The organism is Vibrio gangliei (genome assembly GCF_026001925.1).
GTDB classification, from domain to species: Bacteria; Pseudomonadota; Gammaproteobacteria; order Enterobacterales; family Vibrionaceae; genus Vibrio; species Vibrio gangliei.
Map to the genome: position 1 here is coordinate 610,085 of NZ_AP021869.1, position 17,686 is coordinate 627,770.

The 17,686-nt window shown below is 43.3% G+C and carries 14 protein-coding genes; 8 read left to right on the plus strand and 6 right to left on the minus strand.

The features are described 5' to 3' along the window. Window positions 1-350 precede the first annotated feature (350 nt). Window positions 351-1,073, plus strand: a complete 723-nt coding sequence (gene nfsA / locus Vgang_RS02785; RefSeq protein ID WP_105903335.1) for an oxygen-insensitive NADPH nitroreductase — start codon at window positions 351-353, stop codon at window positions 1,071-1,073. 88 nt (window positions 1,074-1,161) lie between these two features. Here nfsA and Vgang_RS02790 read toward each other — a convergent pair whose 3' ends face one another. The 3 genes from Vgang_RS02790 to rdgC all read right to left on the minus strand — a co-directional run bounded on the left by Vgang_RS02790 (window position 1,162) and on the right by rdgC (window position 3,978). Next, on the minus strand, window positions 1,162-1,416 hold the full coding sequence (locus Vgang_RS02790; RefSeq protein WP_089123622.1) for a YfhL family 4Fe-4S dicluster ferredoxin: 255 nt from the start codon (window positions 1,414-1,416) through the stop codon (window positions 1,162-1,164). 1 nt (window position 1,417) lies between these two features. Next, window positions 1,418-2,860, minus strand: coding sequence for a prephenate-dependent tRNA uridine(34) hydroxylase TrhP (gene trhP, locus Vgang_RS02795; RefSeq protein WP_105903336.1), 1,443 nt, complete (start codon window positions 2,858-2,860; stop codon window positions 1,418-1,420). Window positions 2,861-3,066: 206 nt separating this feature from the next. Further along, the gene (rdgC, locus tag Vgang_RS02800) at window positions 3,067-3,978 is read right to left on the minus strand and encodes a recombination-associated protein RdgC (RefSeq protein ID WP_105903337.1); all 912 of its coding nucleotides are present in this window, start codon (window positions 3,976-3,978) and stop codon (window positions 3,067-3,069) included. A gap of 216 nt (window positions 3,979-4,194) precedes the next feature. Here rdgC and phoB point away from each other — a divergent pair, with 216 nt between their 5' ends. The 3 genes from phoB to Vgang_RS02815 are packed head-to-tail and all read left to right on the plus strand — an operon-like array spanning window position 4,195 to window position 7,217. Then, on the plus strand, window positions 4,195-4,884 hold the full coding sequence (gene phoB, locus Vgang_RS02805; protein ID WP_105903338.1) for a phosphate regulon transcriptional regulator PhoB: 690 nt from the start codon (window positions 4,195-4,197) through the stop codon (window positions 4,882-4,884). A gap of 48 nt (window positions 4,885-4,932) precedes the next feature. After that, complete coding sequence (gene phoR, locus Vgang_RS02810; protein ID WP_105903339.1) at window positions 4,933-6,249, plus strand: phosphate regulon sensor histidine kinase PhoR; 1,317 nt, start codon at window positions 4,933-4,935, stop codon at window positions 6,247-6,249. Between the two features lie 8 nt (window positions 6,250-6,257). Beyond that, entirely contained in the window at window positions 6,258-7,217 is a 960-nt protein-coding gene (locus Vgang_RS02815; RefSeq protein ID WP_105903340.1) for a PstS family phosphate ABC transporter substrate-binding protein, read from the plus strand. A gap of 110 nt (window positions 7,218-7,327) precedes the next feature. Here the strand turns inward: Vgang_RS02815 and ppx are convergent, their stop codons facing one another. Both ppx and ppk1 read right to left on the minus strand, forming a co-directional pair. Further along, a complete protein-coding gene (gene ppx, locus Vgang_RS02820; protein WP_105903341.1) occupies window positions 7,328-8,872 on the minus strand; it encodes an exopolyphosphatase in 1,545 nt (514 codons plus the stop codon). A 9-nt stretch (window positions 8,873-8,881) separates the two neighbouring features. Then, window positions 8,882-10,957 (minus strand): polyphosphate kinase 1, encoded by a 2,076-nt coding sequence (ppk1, locus tag Vgang_RS02825; protein WP_105903342.1) that lies wholly within the window; start codon window positions 10,955-10,957, stop codon window positions 8,882-8,884. 228 nt (window positions 10,958-11,185) lie between these two features. Between ppk1 and Vgang_RS02830 the strand changes: the two genes are divergently transcribed. The 4 genes from Vgang_RS02830 to phoU all read left to right on the plus strand — a co-directional run bounded on the left by Vgang_RS02830 (window position 11,186) and on the right by phoU (window position 16,784). Then, a complete protein-coding gene (locus tag Vgang_RS02830; RefSeq protein ID WP_105903343.1) occupies window positions 11,186-13,453 on the plus strand; it encodes an ABC transporter permease subunit in 2,268 nt (755 codons plus the stop codon). 30 nt (window positions 13,454-13,483) lie between these two features. Further along, window positions 13,484-15,151 (plus strand): phosphate ABC transporter permease PstA, encoded by a 1,668-nt coding sequence (gene pstA / locus Vgang_RS02835; RefSeq protein ID WP_105903344.1) that lies wholly within the window; start codon window positions 13,484-13,486, stop codon window positions 15,149-15,151. A gap of 1 nt (window position 15,152) precedes the next feature. After that, window positions 15,153-15,971, plus strand: coding sequence for a phosphate ABC transporter ATP-binding protein PstB (gene pstB, locus Vgang_RS02840; RefSeq protein ID WP_105903345.1), 819 nt, complete (start codon window positions 15,153-15,155; stop codon window positions 15,969-15,971). A 114-nt stretch (window positions 15,972-16,085) separates the two neighbouring features. Then, window positions 16,086-16,784, plus strand: coding sequence for a phosphate signaling complex protein PhoU (gene phoU / locus Vgang_RS02845; RefSeq protein ID WP_105903346.1), 699 nt, complete (start codon window positions 16,086-16,088; stop codon window positions 16,782-16,784). Window positions 16,785-16,913: 129 nt separating this feature from the next. On the opposite strand, the gene Vgang_RS02850 is transcribed toward phoU, so the two are convergent. Further along, complete coding sequence (locus Vgang_RS02850) at window positions 16,914-17,651, minus strand: copper homeostasis protein CutC (RefSeq protein WP_105903347.1); 738 nt, start codon at window positions 17,649-17,651, stop codon at window positions 16,914-16,916. Between the last annotated feature and the right edge of the window lie 35 nt (window positions 17,652-17,686).

Below are 17,686 nucleotides of genomic sequence, written 5' to 3' on the forward strand. Positions count from 1 at the left end.
AGGCCTTAGCAGAAATGCTAAGGCCTTTTTACTTTGTATCGGTTTGAAAGGGCTGCGGATTCCCCTAATACCAAGATAGCGCGTGTTGGGAGTTCGAATCTCTCCACCCCTGACATATTAAGGCCTTAGCAGAAATGTTGAGGCCTTTTTGCATTATGGTTTTGTAAAGGCAGCGGATTGCCCTAATACCAAGATAGCGTGTGTTGGGAGAGCAAATCAGTCGTTACTTGTCATATTATTCTGAGTATTTGAGTAGGATTATGCATATTAATCATAATCGAATTGAGTAAAGGTCTCTCAGTTTAGTGAATATCTTGTGGTAGAGTATGAGTTCAACAAGAGGGAGCATTATGAACACTGTTATTGAAACCATGCTAAGCCATCGCTCTATTCGCAAGTTTACTCAAGAGCCTATTTCATCAGAGCAGCTAGATGCTATCTTATCTGCGGGGATTTCAGCCTCGTCATCCAGTTTTTTACAAACGACCTCAATCATTCGTGTTACCGATCCACAAAAACGTAAAGCATTGGCTGAGTTTGCTGGCGGGCAACAGTATGTTGAAAGCGCGGCTGAGTTTTTGGTGTTTTGTATTGATTATCAGCGCCATTTCCAGCTCTCACCAGAAGTGAAGCCTGAGTTTACAGAGTTAACGTTAATTGGTGCAATTGATGCGGGAATCATGGCTCAGAATACTCTGTTGGCTGCTGAGTCACTGGGTTTAGGTGGTGTTTATATTGGTGGGTTACGTAATGCGCCAAAAGAAGTGGATGAATTGTTAGGTCTACCGAAATATTGCGCTGTGATGTTTGGTATGTGCTTGGGCCATCCAGATCAAGATCCGCAAATTAAGCCGCGTCTGCCACAGAAAGTCATGGTTCATCAAGACTCATATCAACCATTATCAGAACAAGATATTGCAGAGTATGATGCAGAAACTAGTCACTATTATCAAACGCGTGGTAGCAATCAAAAGACGGGATCATGGTCTGATCATATTCATGGACGTTTAAGTAAAGAGTCCCGTCCATTTATACGTGATTATTTAAACTCGAAAGGTTTAGCAACCAAGTAATTAAGCTCAATACTTTGAATAAGAAATAGAAGAAAAATGGCCTGACAGGTTTTTGTCAGGCCATTTTTATTGTTGCGATTGACTGAGACTAAGCTAAGCCTTGAATCACAACAAATTTTTCTAGCAGTTCTTCTTCCGTTTCAACATGCTCGGGATCAGTGATGATGCAATTATTAATTGGGCAGACTGATTGGCATGTAGGTTTATCGTAATGTCCTTTACATTCGGTGCATAAGTTATGATCAATTTCATAAATGCTGTCACCCATACTGATCGCGCCGTTAGGGCACTCAGGATCACACATATCACAATTAATGCACTTATCTGTAATTAATAAGGCCATATTACTTAGCTTCTGCTGTGGTTTCTGTTTGCGCTTTTTCAGCGGCAGTTACTGGGTTACGTGTATTCTGACCGTTAGATAAGTTACGCATCAATAGGCCGTAGCTTAGATCTAGATCTTCCGGTACAGGAATAAAAACAAAGTGACCGTTACCTTTTGCGTCATCGACTTTTTCTGACTTACGGTTTTCCATTTCTTCTAGTGTGAAGTTGATGTTACCGTTTGGCGTCATCAGTTCTAAGCTATCACCAAGCAGGAATTTGTTCTTCACTTCAACTTCCGCTAAGTGACCACGACGTTTGCCGGTAAACTCACCAACAAATTGTTGAGAGTCTGAAACCGAATAGCCGTAATCGTAGTTTTGATACGTATCATGAGTATGACGACGCAGGAAGCCTTCAGTGTAACCACGGTGTGCTAGGCTTTCTAGCGTGCCCATTAGGCTTTCATCAAATGGTTTTCCTGCCACGGCGTCATCAATCGCTTTACGATATACTTGCGCAGTTCGAGCGCAGTAGTAGAAAGATTTAGTACGGCCTTCGATTTTTAAAGAATGCACACCCATTTTGGTTAAGCGCTCAACGTGTTGAATCGCACGTAAATCTTTTGAGTTCATGATGTAAGTGCCATGCTCGTCTTCAAACGCCGCCATTTGTTCTTCAGGGCGGTGCGATTCAGAAAGCAATACCACTTCATCAGTTGGCTTACCTAGGCCAAGTGTGTTGTCTGGACGCTCTTCTTGCACCTCGATCGCTTGTGCTTGGCTAGGGTCAAATTGCTCAACCGCTTGATTGGCCGGAACGATTTGACCAGCGTCGTTTTCTGCGCCTTTTTCTACTTTGTACTCCCAACGACAAGCATTGGTGCAAGTACCTTGGTTTGGATCGCGTTTATTCATGTAGCCAGATAATAAACAACGTCCAGAGTAAGCCATACACAATGCACCGTGAACAAAGATTTCCAACTCTGTTTCAGGACATTGTTCACGGATTTCTTCGATTTCTTCTAGTGATAATTCACGAGATAGAATCACACGCTCAACACCTTGAGATGCCCAGAATTTTACCGTCGCCCAGTTAACCGCGTTAGCTTGAACGGATAGATGAATAGGCATTTCTGGGAAGGCTTCACGCACCATCATGATTAAACCTGGATCGGACATAATCAATGCATCCGGGCCCATGTCTACGACAGGTTTTAAGTCACGAATAAAGGTTTTGAGCTTAGAGTTATGTGGTTGAATGTTGCATACCACATACAGCTTTTTACCTAACGCATGTGCTTCGTTAATACCGATTTGTAGATTTTCATGGTTGAATTCGTTGTTACGCACACGCAGGCTGTAACGAGGTTGCCCGGCATAAACCGCATCTGCGCCATAAGCGAATGCATAACGCATGTTTTTAAGGCTGCCAGCAGGGGACAATAATTCAGGTTTAAACATAATGATTTCTCTAGGTCTGATTTCAGGTCAGGTTTATACCACCAAGCGGTATAAATTAGGGGAGCGAATTTTACGCCAAGTTAAGAAGAAAAGCGAGAAAAGCACAAGGTTTATATGGATAAAAAATAAACAGGGTTTTCCAGGTTTAATAGACCCTAGGAGAAGAAAAAATAGAAAACCCTGTTCAGAGAGTGAAGAAAAGCTGGTTAATCTTTGTGTGGGAATCCACCTAAGGCGTCAAACAGCTGAGGTAAGAAGGCGTCAAACTCGCCACACATTAGGGTGAAATCAGCGTCAAAGCGTTGAGCTTGATCTTCTCGAGGAATATCTTGGTTTGTGTCTTTGAGTTCATCACTGAACTTAACACGTTTGATGCTAGCGTCAGCGGATAGAACAAATTCAATGCGTTCTTGCCAGTCGAGCGCCAGCTTAGTGACTACTTTATCCGCTGCAATATGATTTTGAATCTCTTCCGCGCTGAGTTCTTGCTTCTTACAGCGAATGATCCCACCTTCCTCTTGTAGAGAATGAAATTCCGCTTCATCTAATAATTGAAAGCCTTGTGGTAGGTCACCCGTTTTAACCCATTCGGTTAAGCTAGTTTCAATTGCTACTTCAGGAATGGCAGGAATTACCGGCAGGCTGCCGATGGTTTTACGTAATAGCGCTAATGCATCTTCCGCTTTTTTACTGCTGCTCGAATCAACCACGACAAAGCCAAGTCTTGGCATGAGTAAAATAGAAGTAAAGTTATGGCGGCTGAAAGCGCGTGGAAGTAAATCGACTAAGATTTCATCTTTTAAATCGTCTTTTTCTTTTTTCTTTAAAGGGCGACCTTCTTGCTGTTCAAGCACATCAATTTTGTCTTGTAGAGAATCTTTAATGACAGAGGCTGGCAGTAATTTTTCTTCTTTTTTTGCTTTGATCAGAATGTGTTCACCGGCTACATGCGTTAGCACGTCCGAATGCTTATTGATGACGCTAGTCCAGCCAAATTTTTGTTTATCTTGGCTACCACAAGGTGTGAATTTGAATTCTGCGAGTTGAGATTCGAGTTTATCGACATCCAAGTTAATTTCACGATTGAAACGATACACTAAACAATTTTTAAACCACATATCTCTCATACTCAGTTTGGAATTTGGTTGCCTATGATAGAAGATTTGAAAATTGATGCAAAGGTGACATCACCAGTATGACAAAACAATAAGCCTTGCTTGACACTTATATGAAAATTACTTTGCAGAAGTCACAAAAGTGTCATACTTAGGACACATAATAAGCCAAGTAAAATCACCATTAGTTAATTTATAGACACGAAAGGGTTTTCGAACATGTCGAGAAGAATTTTGGTTGTTGAGGATGAAGCTCCGATCCGTGAGATGTTGTGCTTTGTATTAGAGCAAAAAGGTTACCAAACTGTCGAAGCAGAAGATTATGACACCGCAATCAATCAACTGTGTGAACCGTACCCCGATCTGATTTTATTGGACTGGATGTTACCGGGTGGTTCAGGTATCAACTTCATCAAGCATCTAAAACGAGAAGAGTTGACTCGAAATATCCCTGTAGTGATGTTAACGGCTCGTGGTGAGGAAGAAGATAAAGTTCGCGGGTTGGAAGTCGGCGCAGATGATTACATCACTAAGCCATTTTCACCTAAAGAATTAGTGGCTCGTTTAAAAGCGGTGATTCGCCGAGTGTCACCAACCGCGCTAGAAGATGTGATTGATGTTCAAGGTTTGAAGTTGGATCCGGTTTCACACCGTGTTACAGCCAATGATGCTCCGCTCGACATGGGGCCAACAGAATTTAAAATGCTGCATTTCTTCATGACGCACCAAGAGCGAGTGTATAGCCGTGAGCAATTGCTGAATAATGTTTGGGGCACCAATGTGTATGTTGAAGACCGAACGGTTGATGTGCATATTCGTCGTTTGAGAAAAGCACTCGAAACTGCTGGGCATGACAAATTAGTGCAAACGGTGCGTGGTGCAGGTTACCGCTTCTCAACACGTGCTTAATCTTGCTGATATTAATGTTCTACCCGATCAATGGAGTATTAAACTGAAATGGTAGAAAGGTTATCCTGGAAAAAGCTAGCATGGTCGCTGGCTTTTTTTTACCTCCCTTGGATTGTCATTGGCTGGTTCTTTGGCTATATGGGCTGGCTGCTTTTTGTCGCCACGGCTTTGCAACTGACTTGGCATTTACATAATCAAGTTCGGTTATCCGATTGGCTCGCCGATGAAAAACGTTTGAGCCCTCCTTCAGGAACGGGTCATTGGGAGCATGTGTTCAATGGCATATACCGTTTACAACAAAAACAACGTCGTCGTCGTAAAGAACTTGGCAACTTGATTCGCCGTTTTCGCAATGGTGCAGAAGCTTTGCCGGATGCCGTTGTGGTATTTCGCAGCGAAGGCAACATTGTTTGGTGTAATAAATTAGCCCAATCGATTCTTGGCTTTCGTTGGCCGGATGACTCAGGTCAACCGATTGCTAATTTATTGCGGACGCCGGATTTTATTAAATACCTTTCTAATCAAGATTTTTCAGAACCACTTGAAATGCTATCACCGCTCACGCCGGAACGCGTACTTGAATTACGTATTGTGCCATACAGCGAAGGTGAGCATTTGATGGTGGTGCGTGATGTTACTCAGCTGAAACAGTTAGAAGGTATGCGTCGGAACTTCTTTGCTAATGTGTCGCACGAATTAAGAACACCGATGACAGTTCTGCAAGGTTATTTAGAAATGACCGAAGATCCTGATATTTTGGCTGGCCCAATGTGGTCGAAAGCGCATGGGGTGATGACAGAGCAGCTGTCGCGAATGAATGCGTTAGTTGAACAGTTGCTCACCTTATCGAAGATCGAAGCCTCCCCGATTGATGAATTGGACGAAGTGGTCAATGTGCCGGCCATGTTGGAAATTTTAGAAAAAGAAGCGGTCGCATTAAGTGGGGATAATCAGCACCACATTGTATTTGATATTGATAAACAAATGCATGTTTACGGGGATGCAGAGCAGCTTCGTAGTGCGATTTCCAACTTGGTGTACAACGCTGTGAAATACACGCCAGCGAAAGCGGATGTGTATGTGAAATGGTTTGAAACCGAGCAGGGAGCCTGTTTATCGGTAGAAGATACCGGTGATGGAATTGAAGCTCAGCATATCAATCGACTTACTGAACGTTTTTATCGAGTGGATAAAGCGCGTTCGCGTGAAACTGGTGGCAGTGGGCTGGGTCTTGCCATCACCAAACATGCATTAAGTCACCATGAATCTTATTTAGAGATTGCCAGTGAAGTCGGGAAGGGAAGCCGTTTTTCTTTTGTACTGCCTAATAAATTAGTGGCTAGAGTGCCAAGTGAATCAAATTAAGGAAAACCATGCGTAAATTATGGCTTGCTATTTGGCTATGCCTAGTGCCATTGTCGAGTTTTGCTAACAACACAGATACGGATGAGTTAGCGCCGTACAAAAAAATGTCTGGATTGTCGGGGACGATAAGCTCGGTGGGGTCGGATACGTTGGCCACGCTCATGCTGTTATGGGCACAAGAATTTCAGCATATTTACCCAAACGTTCACATGCAAGTTCAAGCGTCAGGATCTTCTACCGCCCCTACTGCGCTCACGGAAGCAACGTCGCAATTTGGACCTATGAGCCGCCCAATGAAAGCTAAAGAGCGTGAAGCTTTTGAGCGTCAATATGGCTACCCTCCAGTGCAATTGAAGATTGCAATAGATGCGATCGGTATTTTTGTTCATAAAGATAACCCGATTGAAGGCCTTAACTTTACCCAAGTCGATGCTATTTTTTCTTCTACTTTGAAATGCGGTGCTACACAGTCTTTAAATACTTGGCAGCAATTAGGGATTAACACTGACTGGGCGAAACTGGGTTTCCAACTGTTTGGACGTAACTCAGTATCAGGCACATACGGTTATTTTAAACAGCATGCTTTGTGTGATGGCGACTTTAAGCGACAAGTAAATGAGCAGCTAGGTTCAGCCTCGGTGGTTCAATCTGTAGCTTCGTCTATTAATAGCATTGGTTATTCTGGTGTAGGCTACCAAGTATCGAAAGCACGTTTACTGCCAATCGCAAAAGAAGGCCGTGATTATGTTGCTCCGACGCGAGCTAATATTTTGAATGGGGATTATCCTTTAGCTCGTTATCTGTATGTGTACGTCAATAAGAATCCACTCAAGCCATTGCCTCAACCACAAGCCGAATTCTTAAAATTTATTTATTCTAAGCAAGGGCAAATTGGGGTAGAAAAAGATGGTTATGTACCGCTATCCCAAGCGCTGGCTAGCGCTCAACTGCGTAAAGTGGGTTTATAGAAGAAAAGGAATTAGATGAAAGGAATGTCTACCCAAACGACTTAACACTTATTTAAGAGCCGCCACTCTCTAAATAAAACAGGATAAGTCGCTTGGGGATAGAACAAGCGTTAAAATTCTAAAGTCCAACCGGCATTTTCCCAATACTGTTGCTCGGTTTGTAGATCGGCATCAAGTAGACGGTTTTCTTCTAGCCATTGTGGGTTTTCACATTGTAAAACCCAATGTTGTGCGGCGATGGTATCGTCTTCTTGTTTTTTCTCATTTCGATGTACTTTTAACGAAAACTTAGGTAGCTCATCGGCATCTTTTCGTTGTCCATTGAGCACTATCGCCAAACGTAAAATACAAATAAGTGGCACGATTTGAGCTGAGGTATATATGCTTAGCTCTGGCATTTCTTTGAGTTTTAAGGCTTTACGTTGAAAGCGAGTTAGTGTGGCTAATACGCGTTGTTGCTCTTGGTTAAAGCCTGGCATATTGGTGTGCTGTAAAATATAGGCAGAATGACGATGAAAGCCTTTGTAACTAATACTTAAACCGACTTCATGCAACAAAGCACTCCAATTGAGTAAACTGGCTAGCTCGCTATTGGCTTTGATGCCAAAGTCTTCACCGACTTGTTGTAAAAAACGCTCAGCTTGAGTTCGCACATTATCGGCGTGGGTGAAGTCCACTTGGTGTTTATCTGCAAGGTTTTCGGTGGTTCTCATGCGAATATCGGAGCGCTGAAAACGTTCTTCCATTTCATACATCAACCCTTCACGTAAGGCCCCATCAGAAAAGTGCATGGCTTTAATTGAAAACGATTCAAAGATAGCGAGTAAAATCGCAACACCCGCAGCAAAGACAGGTTTACGATCGTCGGTTAAGCCATCAAGTTTGATATCGTCAATTTGATCGAGCTTGCACAGTTCATCAACGAGTTGTTGCAGGCGTTCTAGGGTAATAATGCCATCATCATGCCCGATCCCAATTAAGACTTCTTTTACCGCCTTTATCGTTCCCGATGAACCAATCGCCGCATCCCAACCTAACTTTTTGTACGGTTTACAAAGTGCTTCTAGCTTTTGCTGCGCGGCTAAAATAGCTTTGGCAAAGTTCTTCTTGGATAATTTGCCATTGCTGAAAAATTTATTGGTGTAACTAACGCAACCCAGTTGTTTGCTGTTGAGTAATTTAGGATCAAAGCCTTCACCAATGATCATCTCGGTGCTACCACCACCGATATCCACGACGAACTTTTTCTCCCATTCTGGTTGGGTGTGCGCAACGCCTAAATAGATCAACCGTGCTTCTTCTTCACCAGGAATGACTTCGATTGGAAAAGGCAGAACTCGTTTGGCTCGTGACAGAAAGATATGAGCATTATTGGCTTGGCGTAATGTGTGGGTTGCGGCAATGCGAACATCATCAGGTTTAAAATCTTGTAGACGTTCAGCGAACATAGCTAAACAATCTAAACCGCGTTGAATCGAGCTGTTATCAAGATTCATTCGGCTATCTAGTCCGTCTGCAAGGCGAACCCGCTGTTTATGGCGACTGACGATCTGGAGATCATGTTCAATCACTTTAGCCACCACCATGTGAAAGCTGTTGGAGCCTAGATCGATGGCCGCGATATGCCTAACGTTGGGTTCGGAAGTTGTCGTCATATACACCTGCTAGTCGGATTTTTGTTGAGACTTTCTTTCAATTTGCTTCAAATAATCATAAATAGCAATTTGTGAGCGTACTTTTTTTCTATTGCCGCGAGGGACATAGGTATTACTCATTTCTTTATCAATGATGCGCGCTTTTACGGTATCAATAAAGTGAATGTTAATAATATCAATAATTCGTTGTTTCAGTCTTGGAGAGTGGATTGGCGTAGCCACTTCAATACGGTAATCCAAGTTACGCGTCATCCAATCTGCTGATGAAATGTACACTTTAGGGTCGCCATCATTTTCAGCGATAAAGACACGAGGGTGTTCTAAGAAACGGTCGATAATGCTGATGATGTTGATATTCTCACTAACGCCAGCAATACCTGGTACCAGTGAACACATGCCGCGAACAATCATACGGATTTTGACGCCGGCATTACTCGCACCATAGAGTTTACTGACGAGTCCTTTATCAACTAGGTTGTTGACCTTGATAGTGAGCCCGGCTTTTTTTCCTTCTTTTGCCAGTGCGATTTCTGAGTCGATCAGCTTATAGATTTGTTGACGAGAATTGCGCGGTGACACCATTAATTGATTAAAACGCACAGGACGATAAGGGTTTTCAATGTACCCAAATACATTTCTGACTTCGGCTGTGAGTAGGGGATCGGCAGTGAGTAGTGAAAAGTCGGTATAAATTCGCGCTGTTTTCTCATGGAAGTTACCAGTGCCGATGTGTGCATAACGTTTGAATTCGCCTTCTTCACGACGTGTGATAAGCAATAATTTGGAATGGATCTTCAAACCTGGTGCACCGAAGATCACGTGAACGCCTGCATCGGTTAGCAGTTTCGCCCATTCTATGTTGGCTTCTTCATCAAAGCGGGCTTGTAACTCAACGACAACGGTGACTTTTTTCTTATTGTGTACCGCATCCATCAGGGAGTTCATCAGCTTTGAGTTTTTGGCGACACGATAAATATTGATTTTAATACTGATGACTTTTGGATCAAAAGACGCCTGTCGTACTAATTCTGTAATGTGGTCAAACGTGTGGTATGGGTAATAGAGCAAGATGTCTTGGGCACTAATGGCCTCAAAACTGTTAGGATAACCTGCAAAGTCGGCACATTTTAAGGCGGGTAATGGTTTGTTTTCTAAGTAATCACGGCCCACATTAGGAAAGCCAGTAAAGTCTTTGAAATTATGATAACGCCCACCAGGAATTAAACTGTCGTAACTGGTCATCTTGAGCTTTTCACACAAGTATTTCAGAAGATCTTCTGGCATGTCGCGTTGGTAGACTAAACGTACTGGCATCGCGGTTAAACGTTGGTTTACCCCTTCAGACATTTGTTCTAGCAAGCTGTGCTCTACCTCGTGACGTAAGTCGTATTCCGCATCTCGCGTCATGGTCATGGTGTAGCAATTTAGCTCATCGTATTCAAAGAAGCCTTTAAATATATCGTCTAAGCAAAAACGAATAATGTTATCGAGCAAAATGATGGTCTTGCGACGTTTGCCTTTTTGCTCTGGCACCATGATAAAACGAGGAAGATGATTGGTTGGAATATCAATCAATGCATAGTTCTTTTCTGTACCATTAATGATCTCAGCGGTTAGGTAAGAGTGTTCATCTTTGAGAAACCCTAACACGTCCGTATCTTTATTCATCAAAAATGGCGTGATATGTGGCAGCACTTCGTTGTGAAAGTATTTGCGGATCCACTTCTGCTGGCTTTCTTGTAGTTGTGATTCATTGACCAAGAAAATGCGACGGCGCGCCATTTCTAAAATTAATTCGTTATACAATTCATCAAAACGTTGATTGAGCTTCAGCACTTTAGATTGCATCTTGATCAAGAGATGCTTAGGACCATCGCCATTTCCACTTTGTTGGCTGATTAAAATACGGCGTTTAACATCAGCAAATCGGACTTTGTAAAATTCATCTAAGTTGCTCGAAAAAATGCCTAAAAATCTGACTCGCTCAATTAAGGGGACGGTTTTATCTGCCGCCTCTTGCAGCACACGTTCATTAAAAGACAACCAACTTAGTTCTTTTTCAATGTAGAGTTTTTCTGAGCTCATTTAACCATCCTGCTGGCATAACTATCGTTTTTGATGGGATAGGTATTACTTTTTTAATACATAGAAATGTGTGAGGCTAACTTTAGTGATTTTTTATGACAGTTTTATTTCAATCGGCTCTCTTTATGAGTACAACAGTAGTAAAATCAAGCAGGAATCAAAGTATAGTAATAAAATTGTCACACAATCGACATATTATGGCGTGAATCAAAAAAGGTAACGTGAAACATGGCTCAAAACGACACATTCTTCCAACAACGTGATAAGCGGCGCTGGGTCACAGACCGTGTTGCTAGCTCGATCATTAAGTTGGGCGGTGTGAGCGTGCTGGTGGCTTTGTTACTGCTCATTTTCTATTTGATTGTGGTGATCACCCCGATCTTTTCGCCAGCAACGATGGAGCCAGCAGGGCAGTATCGTTTGAGCGATGATGCTCTCACCTCGCCCATTGTGGCACTGGGGGTTGACGATGATGGGCGCACGGCCTTTCACTTTACTCAAGATGGTTGGTTGGTTTTTTCCGCTCTGCCTACGATGAAAAAACCATACAGCTCTTTGAACGAGCTTTTATTCAAATCTAAGCTGGTGGATGATCCGGTTGCGTTTCGAGCGGCTGAAACCAGTTCTCGCTGGTATGGCTATTCAGACCAACACGGTTTTATTTATGCTGCGCAACCTAAGTTCTCTTCGGTATTTACCCAGAATGGCCGACAAGCAGCACCCAGTTTTATCACTTTTGCAAATAACCCAATTCCCCTAGACCCTGAAGGGATGGCCATTACTCAATTTGATTTCTCCATTCAAAGTCATGATGCGACGTTTGTTGGGATCAACCAGCAAGGTCAATGGCAGGCGCTACGTTACTACAAGGCAAGTCAATTTGGTGAGCAAGCGGTGGGCTCGCCTTGGCAGAGCACACGTTTGACCATGCCGACTTTTAATCAACCCGTTCGTGATTTTATTTTGATGCCTAATGGCGATACTTTGTATGTGTTACATCCGGAGTCTATCTCGGTATTAAAGCGACACCAACAGAGGTTTGAATTACGAGAAACCGTTTCTTTGCTGTCATCAGAGCAGTCAAAAACCGTCAGCTCCCAAGGAGAGAAGTTAACCTTGTTGTCTGGCGCATACTCCGTATTAGTGACGCAATCTGATGGCGTGGTCTCGCAATGGTTTGATGTGCTCCAGAATGGCGAGCGACACTTTAGTCGCATTCGCAGTTTTGAGCGTAGTGATGATGCTAATGCGGCTTTGATATTACCGGATTTTTATCGTAAAGGTTTTTTCCGTTTCGATTCGAGCGGGCGAGTGGATAATTATTTCACTACCGCTGATGGGCCGGTATTGTCTCAGACGTTGTCTCAACAGGCTCCTTTATTGGCTGCAACCTCTTCCAATGAAAAAGTGCTTATTGCAGCATACCCTAAACAATGGAACGTCTATCATGTCGATATGGCTCATCCCGATATTTCAGTGAAAGCCCTGTGGAAGAAGGTATGGTATGAGGGCTATCCAGAGCCTGAGTTTATTTGGCAATCGACGTCAGCCAGTAATGATTTTGAAGCCAAATTCAGCTTAGTTCCGATTGCTTTTGGTACGTTGAAATCAGCCTTATTTGCCATGCTATTTGCTGTCCCTATTGCGATTTGTGGGGCGATTTATACCGCGTATTTTATGACACCAAGCATGCGTCGTTACGTTAAGCCAACTGTTGAATTAATGGAAGCCTTACCTACGGTCATTATTGGTTTTCTAGCCGGATTATGGTTAGCACCGATTGTGGAACTAAACCTACTCAATACCATCTTGTTTTTATTGCTACTTCCCGTTGTGATCTTATTGGCAGCATTTATGTGGCATCTCACTCGTCGTCAGTTTGGAGCTCAATACCAAGGTTGGGTAGCGTTATTTTTGATCCCGGTCGTGGTGCTGTTTGGGTGGTTGATTTCCCTCTATGGCCATCAATTTGAATCGTGGGTGTTTGGCGGCGATGTGCGTTTCTTTTTGGCTCAATGGGGGGGTGATTTTGACCAGCGTAATGCGTTAATCGTTGGTTTTGCCATGGGCTTTGCGGTTATTCCTACCATTTTTACGATTGCCGAAGATGCGATTTTTTCTGTGCCAAAACATTTATCCGATGGTGCCAGCGCATTAGGCGCAACACCATGGCAATGTTTGACAACCGTGGTGTTAGTTACCGCTTCCCCTGGGATTTTCTCCGCCGTGATGATGGGGCTAGGTCGAGCGGTGGGAGAAACCATGATAGTGTTGATGGCCACGGGGAATACACCGGTCATGGATTGGAATATTTTTGAAGGCATGCGTACTTTATCAGCCAACATCGCTATTGAAATGCCAGAATCTGAAGTTGGCAGCTCACATTTTCGATTATTGTTTTTATCCGCCTTCCTATTATTTGCCTTTACTTTTGTGGTGAACTCTTTGGCCGAACTCATTCGTCAGCGATTAAGGGATAAATACAGTGCACTTTAACCATGCTTCAGATTTATTGACGGTGAGATCATGAACAAAGTGAAGGCTGACAGTTTAAGCTGGATTAAATCAGGCCAGCCTTGGGTATGGCTGACGGCGGGAGCGGTGAGTATCAGCTTGGTCTCTGTGCTGGGTTTATTGCTGCTGATTGGATGGAAAGGCTTAGTCTATTTTTGGCCAGCGCCAGTCTATCAGTGGCAAGGTGCACAGGGGCAAACGTTAATTGGGCAGATATACCAACGAGATTACGTTTCTCTTGAGCAAGTAGCTCAGCATAAAACCCATTGGCCTGATGATGTGGTGCAAGCCGCAGAAGTCGAGCGCTTGTCGATCAAAGTGGCTAATCGCGATATGTATTCCCGTGATTTTATTTCTGTCTTAGCTATCGATCTGCATCAGCAAAGCACGCCCAAAGATATTGCTGTTTTTGAGCGAACGCGTGATGGCGATTTTTTTGCAAAGCCGATGGCGGTCATGATCGGCAATCAGCGATATGAGCGAGATCTGCCCCAGCGTATTGCTCAGATGGTAGTTGAGGCAAAAAGTATACGAGATGACATTGACCAGATCGTGTCAGACGAGTTGCATCAAGTGAATAGAAAACTCGATGAACTGCGTGCAGAAAAACGACGTAAACAGAAACAAGGTCAATTGGATAGCAAGACTTTTGAGCATTTGCAGCAGCAGGAAAAAGAACTCGGGCTGAAGTTTAATCAAGCCGAGCAACGAATTTTAAGTTTGCAAGATAACCTCGCTTCTCAACAAATTATTGTGCAGGACATGCAAGGCCAACAAGTCAGCTTACCGCTCGATACCTTATTGGATGCCTGGTATCCCAATGCAATGTCTTGGGGGCAGAAAGCTCAGCATTGGGCTAAGCAGGTGAAGAAGTTTGTGACCGATGCGCCGCGTGAGTCTAATTCAGAAGGCGGTGTGTTTCCTGCCATTTTCGGTACTGTGTTATTGGTGATTATCATGTCCGTGGTGGTGATGCCATTGGGCGTGATCGCGGCTATTTATTTGCATGAATACGCGGGGAATACGGCACTGACAAAACTTATCCGTATCTCCGTGGTTAACCTTGCTGGTGTCCCCTCTATTGTTTACGGGGTATTCGGATTGGGCTTTTTTGTGTACACCGTTGGGAATTCGATAGATGAACTGTTTTATTCCGATGCTCTGCCAACACCAACTTTTGGTACGCCAGGGTTATTATGGTCGGCGATGACGTTAGCTATTCTTACCTTACCGGTGGTGATTGTTGCGACCGAAGAAGGGTTATCGCGTGTGCCAAACTCGGTTCGACATGGCTCTTATGCGCTTGGGGCGACTAAGTTTGAAACGTTATGGCGCATTGTGTTGCCTATGGTTAGCCCTGCCATGATGACTGGACTAATTTTAGCGGTGGCGCGTGCAGCAGGTGAGGTTGCTCCTTTGATGTTAGTCGGGGTAGTGAAACTCGCTCCAACGTTACCCGTTGATACCGATTTCCCATTTTTGCATTTAGAGCGTAAGTTCATGCATTTAGGTTTTCATATTTATGATGTTGGCTTTCAAACACCGAATATTGAAGCGGCAAGACCATTGGTGTTTGCTACTTCGTTTTTATTGATTACCGTCGTTGTTGGCCTCAATATTACCGCTATTTTGATACGTAATAATTTGCGCGAAAAGTTTAAAACGTTAGGGACCGATTAATATGCTTTCCATTCATTCGGCTCTTGGGCATACCGAACCTTTAGATATTCATCAGTTAACCGATGAGCAAACCGCGATTTCGATAGAATCGTTGAATTTATTCTATGGCCAGGCTCAAGCTCTTAAAGACATTAATATGCGAATTCCGAAAGGGCATGTGACGGCATTTATCGGCCCATCGGGTTGTGGTAAATCGACCTTATTACGTTGCATTAACCGAATGAATGACTTAGTTGATGGGTGTCGTATTGAAGGGAAAGTGAACCTACATGGTAGCAATGTTTATCACCCTAAAGTTGATGTTGCGAGCTTACGCCGTCGTGTAGGAATGGTGTTTCAGCGTCCGAACCCGTTTCCTAAAACCATTTATGAAAATGTCGTGTATGGGCTGCGTTTACAAGGTATTAAAGATTCCAGAACGTTAGATGATGCGGTTGAACGTTCATTGAGAGCGGCGGCACTTTGGACAGAAGTAAAAGATCGCTTACATGAAAATGCGTTTGGTTTATCTGGTGGCCAACAACAACGATTGGTGATCGCGCGTGCTATTGCGATTGAGCCAGAAATCTTGCTGTTAGATGAGCCCACTTCGGCGTTGGATCCGATTTCAACCTTGACGATTGAAGAACTGATTTCTGAACTTAAGAATCAATATAGCGTAGTGATCGTTACTCATAACATGCAACAAGCCGCACGGGTTAGTGATTACACCGCGTTTATTCATATGGGGAAATTGGTGGAATACAGTGATACCGATTCTATTTTTACGTCTCCTAAAATGAAAAAAACCGAAGACTATATTACTGGCCGTTATGGCTAAGTTACTTACAATATAGTTATTTACAGCCTAGCTACTTACGATTGTGTTATTAATGGTTGAGTGAATGATGATACGAGCAATATCGAGTGTAAATCTTGATACAGAGGAAAAGTTATGCAGTTAGGACGTCATATTTCAGGACAATTTAATGTTGAGCTGGAATCGATGCGTACTCATGTGTTAGCGATGGGCGGCTTGGTGGAAGAGCAAATCTCTTTAGCCCTACACGCGCTGTATAAACATGATTCTCAATTGGCCACTAAAGTACGACGTAATGATGAAAGCGTTAACGAGATGGAAGCGGTCATTGGTGAAGCCTGCACTCGTATTATTGCGAAACGACAGCCCACCGCAAAAGATTTACGTTTGATCATGGCGATCGTGAAAACCATTTCTGATCTGGAACGTATTGGTGATGTGGCAATTAAGATCAGTTACGTCGCCCAAGAATCATTTACTCCTCAACAAGAAGCCTTGGTGGTGTCAGTAGAAAGGTTTGGTCGCATGGCGATTAATATGCTGCATCAAGTATTAGATGCCTTTGCTCGTATGGATCTAAAAGCGGCGGCCAAAGTTTATGGTATGGATGATCAATTGGATGCTGAGCATAAAAAAGTGCAAAAGCAGATGATGAACTTAATGATGTCAGACCGAAACTCCGTGCCTAAAGTCATGCAAATATACTCGTGCGCACAATCTTTAGAGCGAGTGGGAGACCGATGCCAGAATATTTGTGAGTACATTTTTTACTTCGTAGAAGGCAAGGATGTGAAGCGCAATAAGGAATACTTGCAATCCTTGACTGCAGAATAGACCGCCGAATCAAGCACTGAATAGGTACACTTACCTGAAAAATGAGGTCGCAGAAATCGCAAACCTCGCATCTTGAAGTCACTTGGGGATAAGAGTGTCACAATAACAAGTCAAACCCGCTGAGATCATTTACTGGATGGCTGCCTTAACGGCTTGAATGATGTCTTTGCTCGTGACAGGAATGGCAAAATCATCAACATCATCATGGCCCATTTTAGCTCTTGAAGTTTGAGATTGCATCAAACTTGGGCGAGTGCTTTTTCCTGATAAATGAATCTCTCTTACGCCAGTTTTATTCAGAATGGTTTTGGCGTTATCAAGATTGACTCCCGCGCCCGCCATGATTGAAATTCGACCTTGCACTTGTTTTACCATCTCAGAAATCGTATCCATACCGTCATAAGCATTCGCTGCTAATCCAGAGGTGAGTACTCGCTCACATCCCAAATCAATAATATCTTCTAACGCTTGCTTCGCATTGCAGCATTGGTCAATGGCACGGTGGAAAGTGACCCCCATGCCTTGTGCTGCATGGATTAATGTCTGGCAGTTGGTTTTGTCGATTTCACCATTGGATTGCAGTACCCCAATCACAATGCCTTGTAAGCCAGCCTGTTTAGCACAGCGAACATCTTCCAACATGATTTGCATTTCTTGCTCAGAAAATAAGAAGTCACCTTGTCTTGGACGAATCATGGCATAGACGGGAACCGTTGAATGTTTGGCTGCTTGTTTCATGAAACCATAACTTGGTGTGAGGCCACCTAAAGCAAGCGAAGAGCATAATTCAATACGAGTGGCTCCGGCTTCAATGGCAAGATGGAGAGATTCTAAATTATCAATACAAACTTCTAATTCAATAGTCATGGTTATCTTGGGATTACGAAAAGGAGGAGACATTG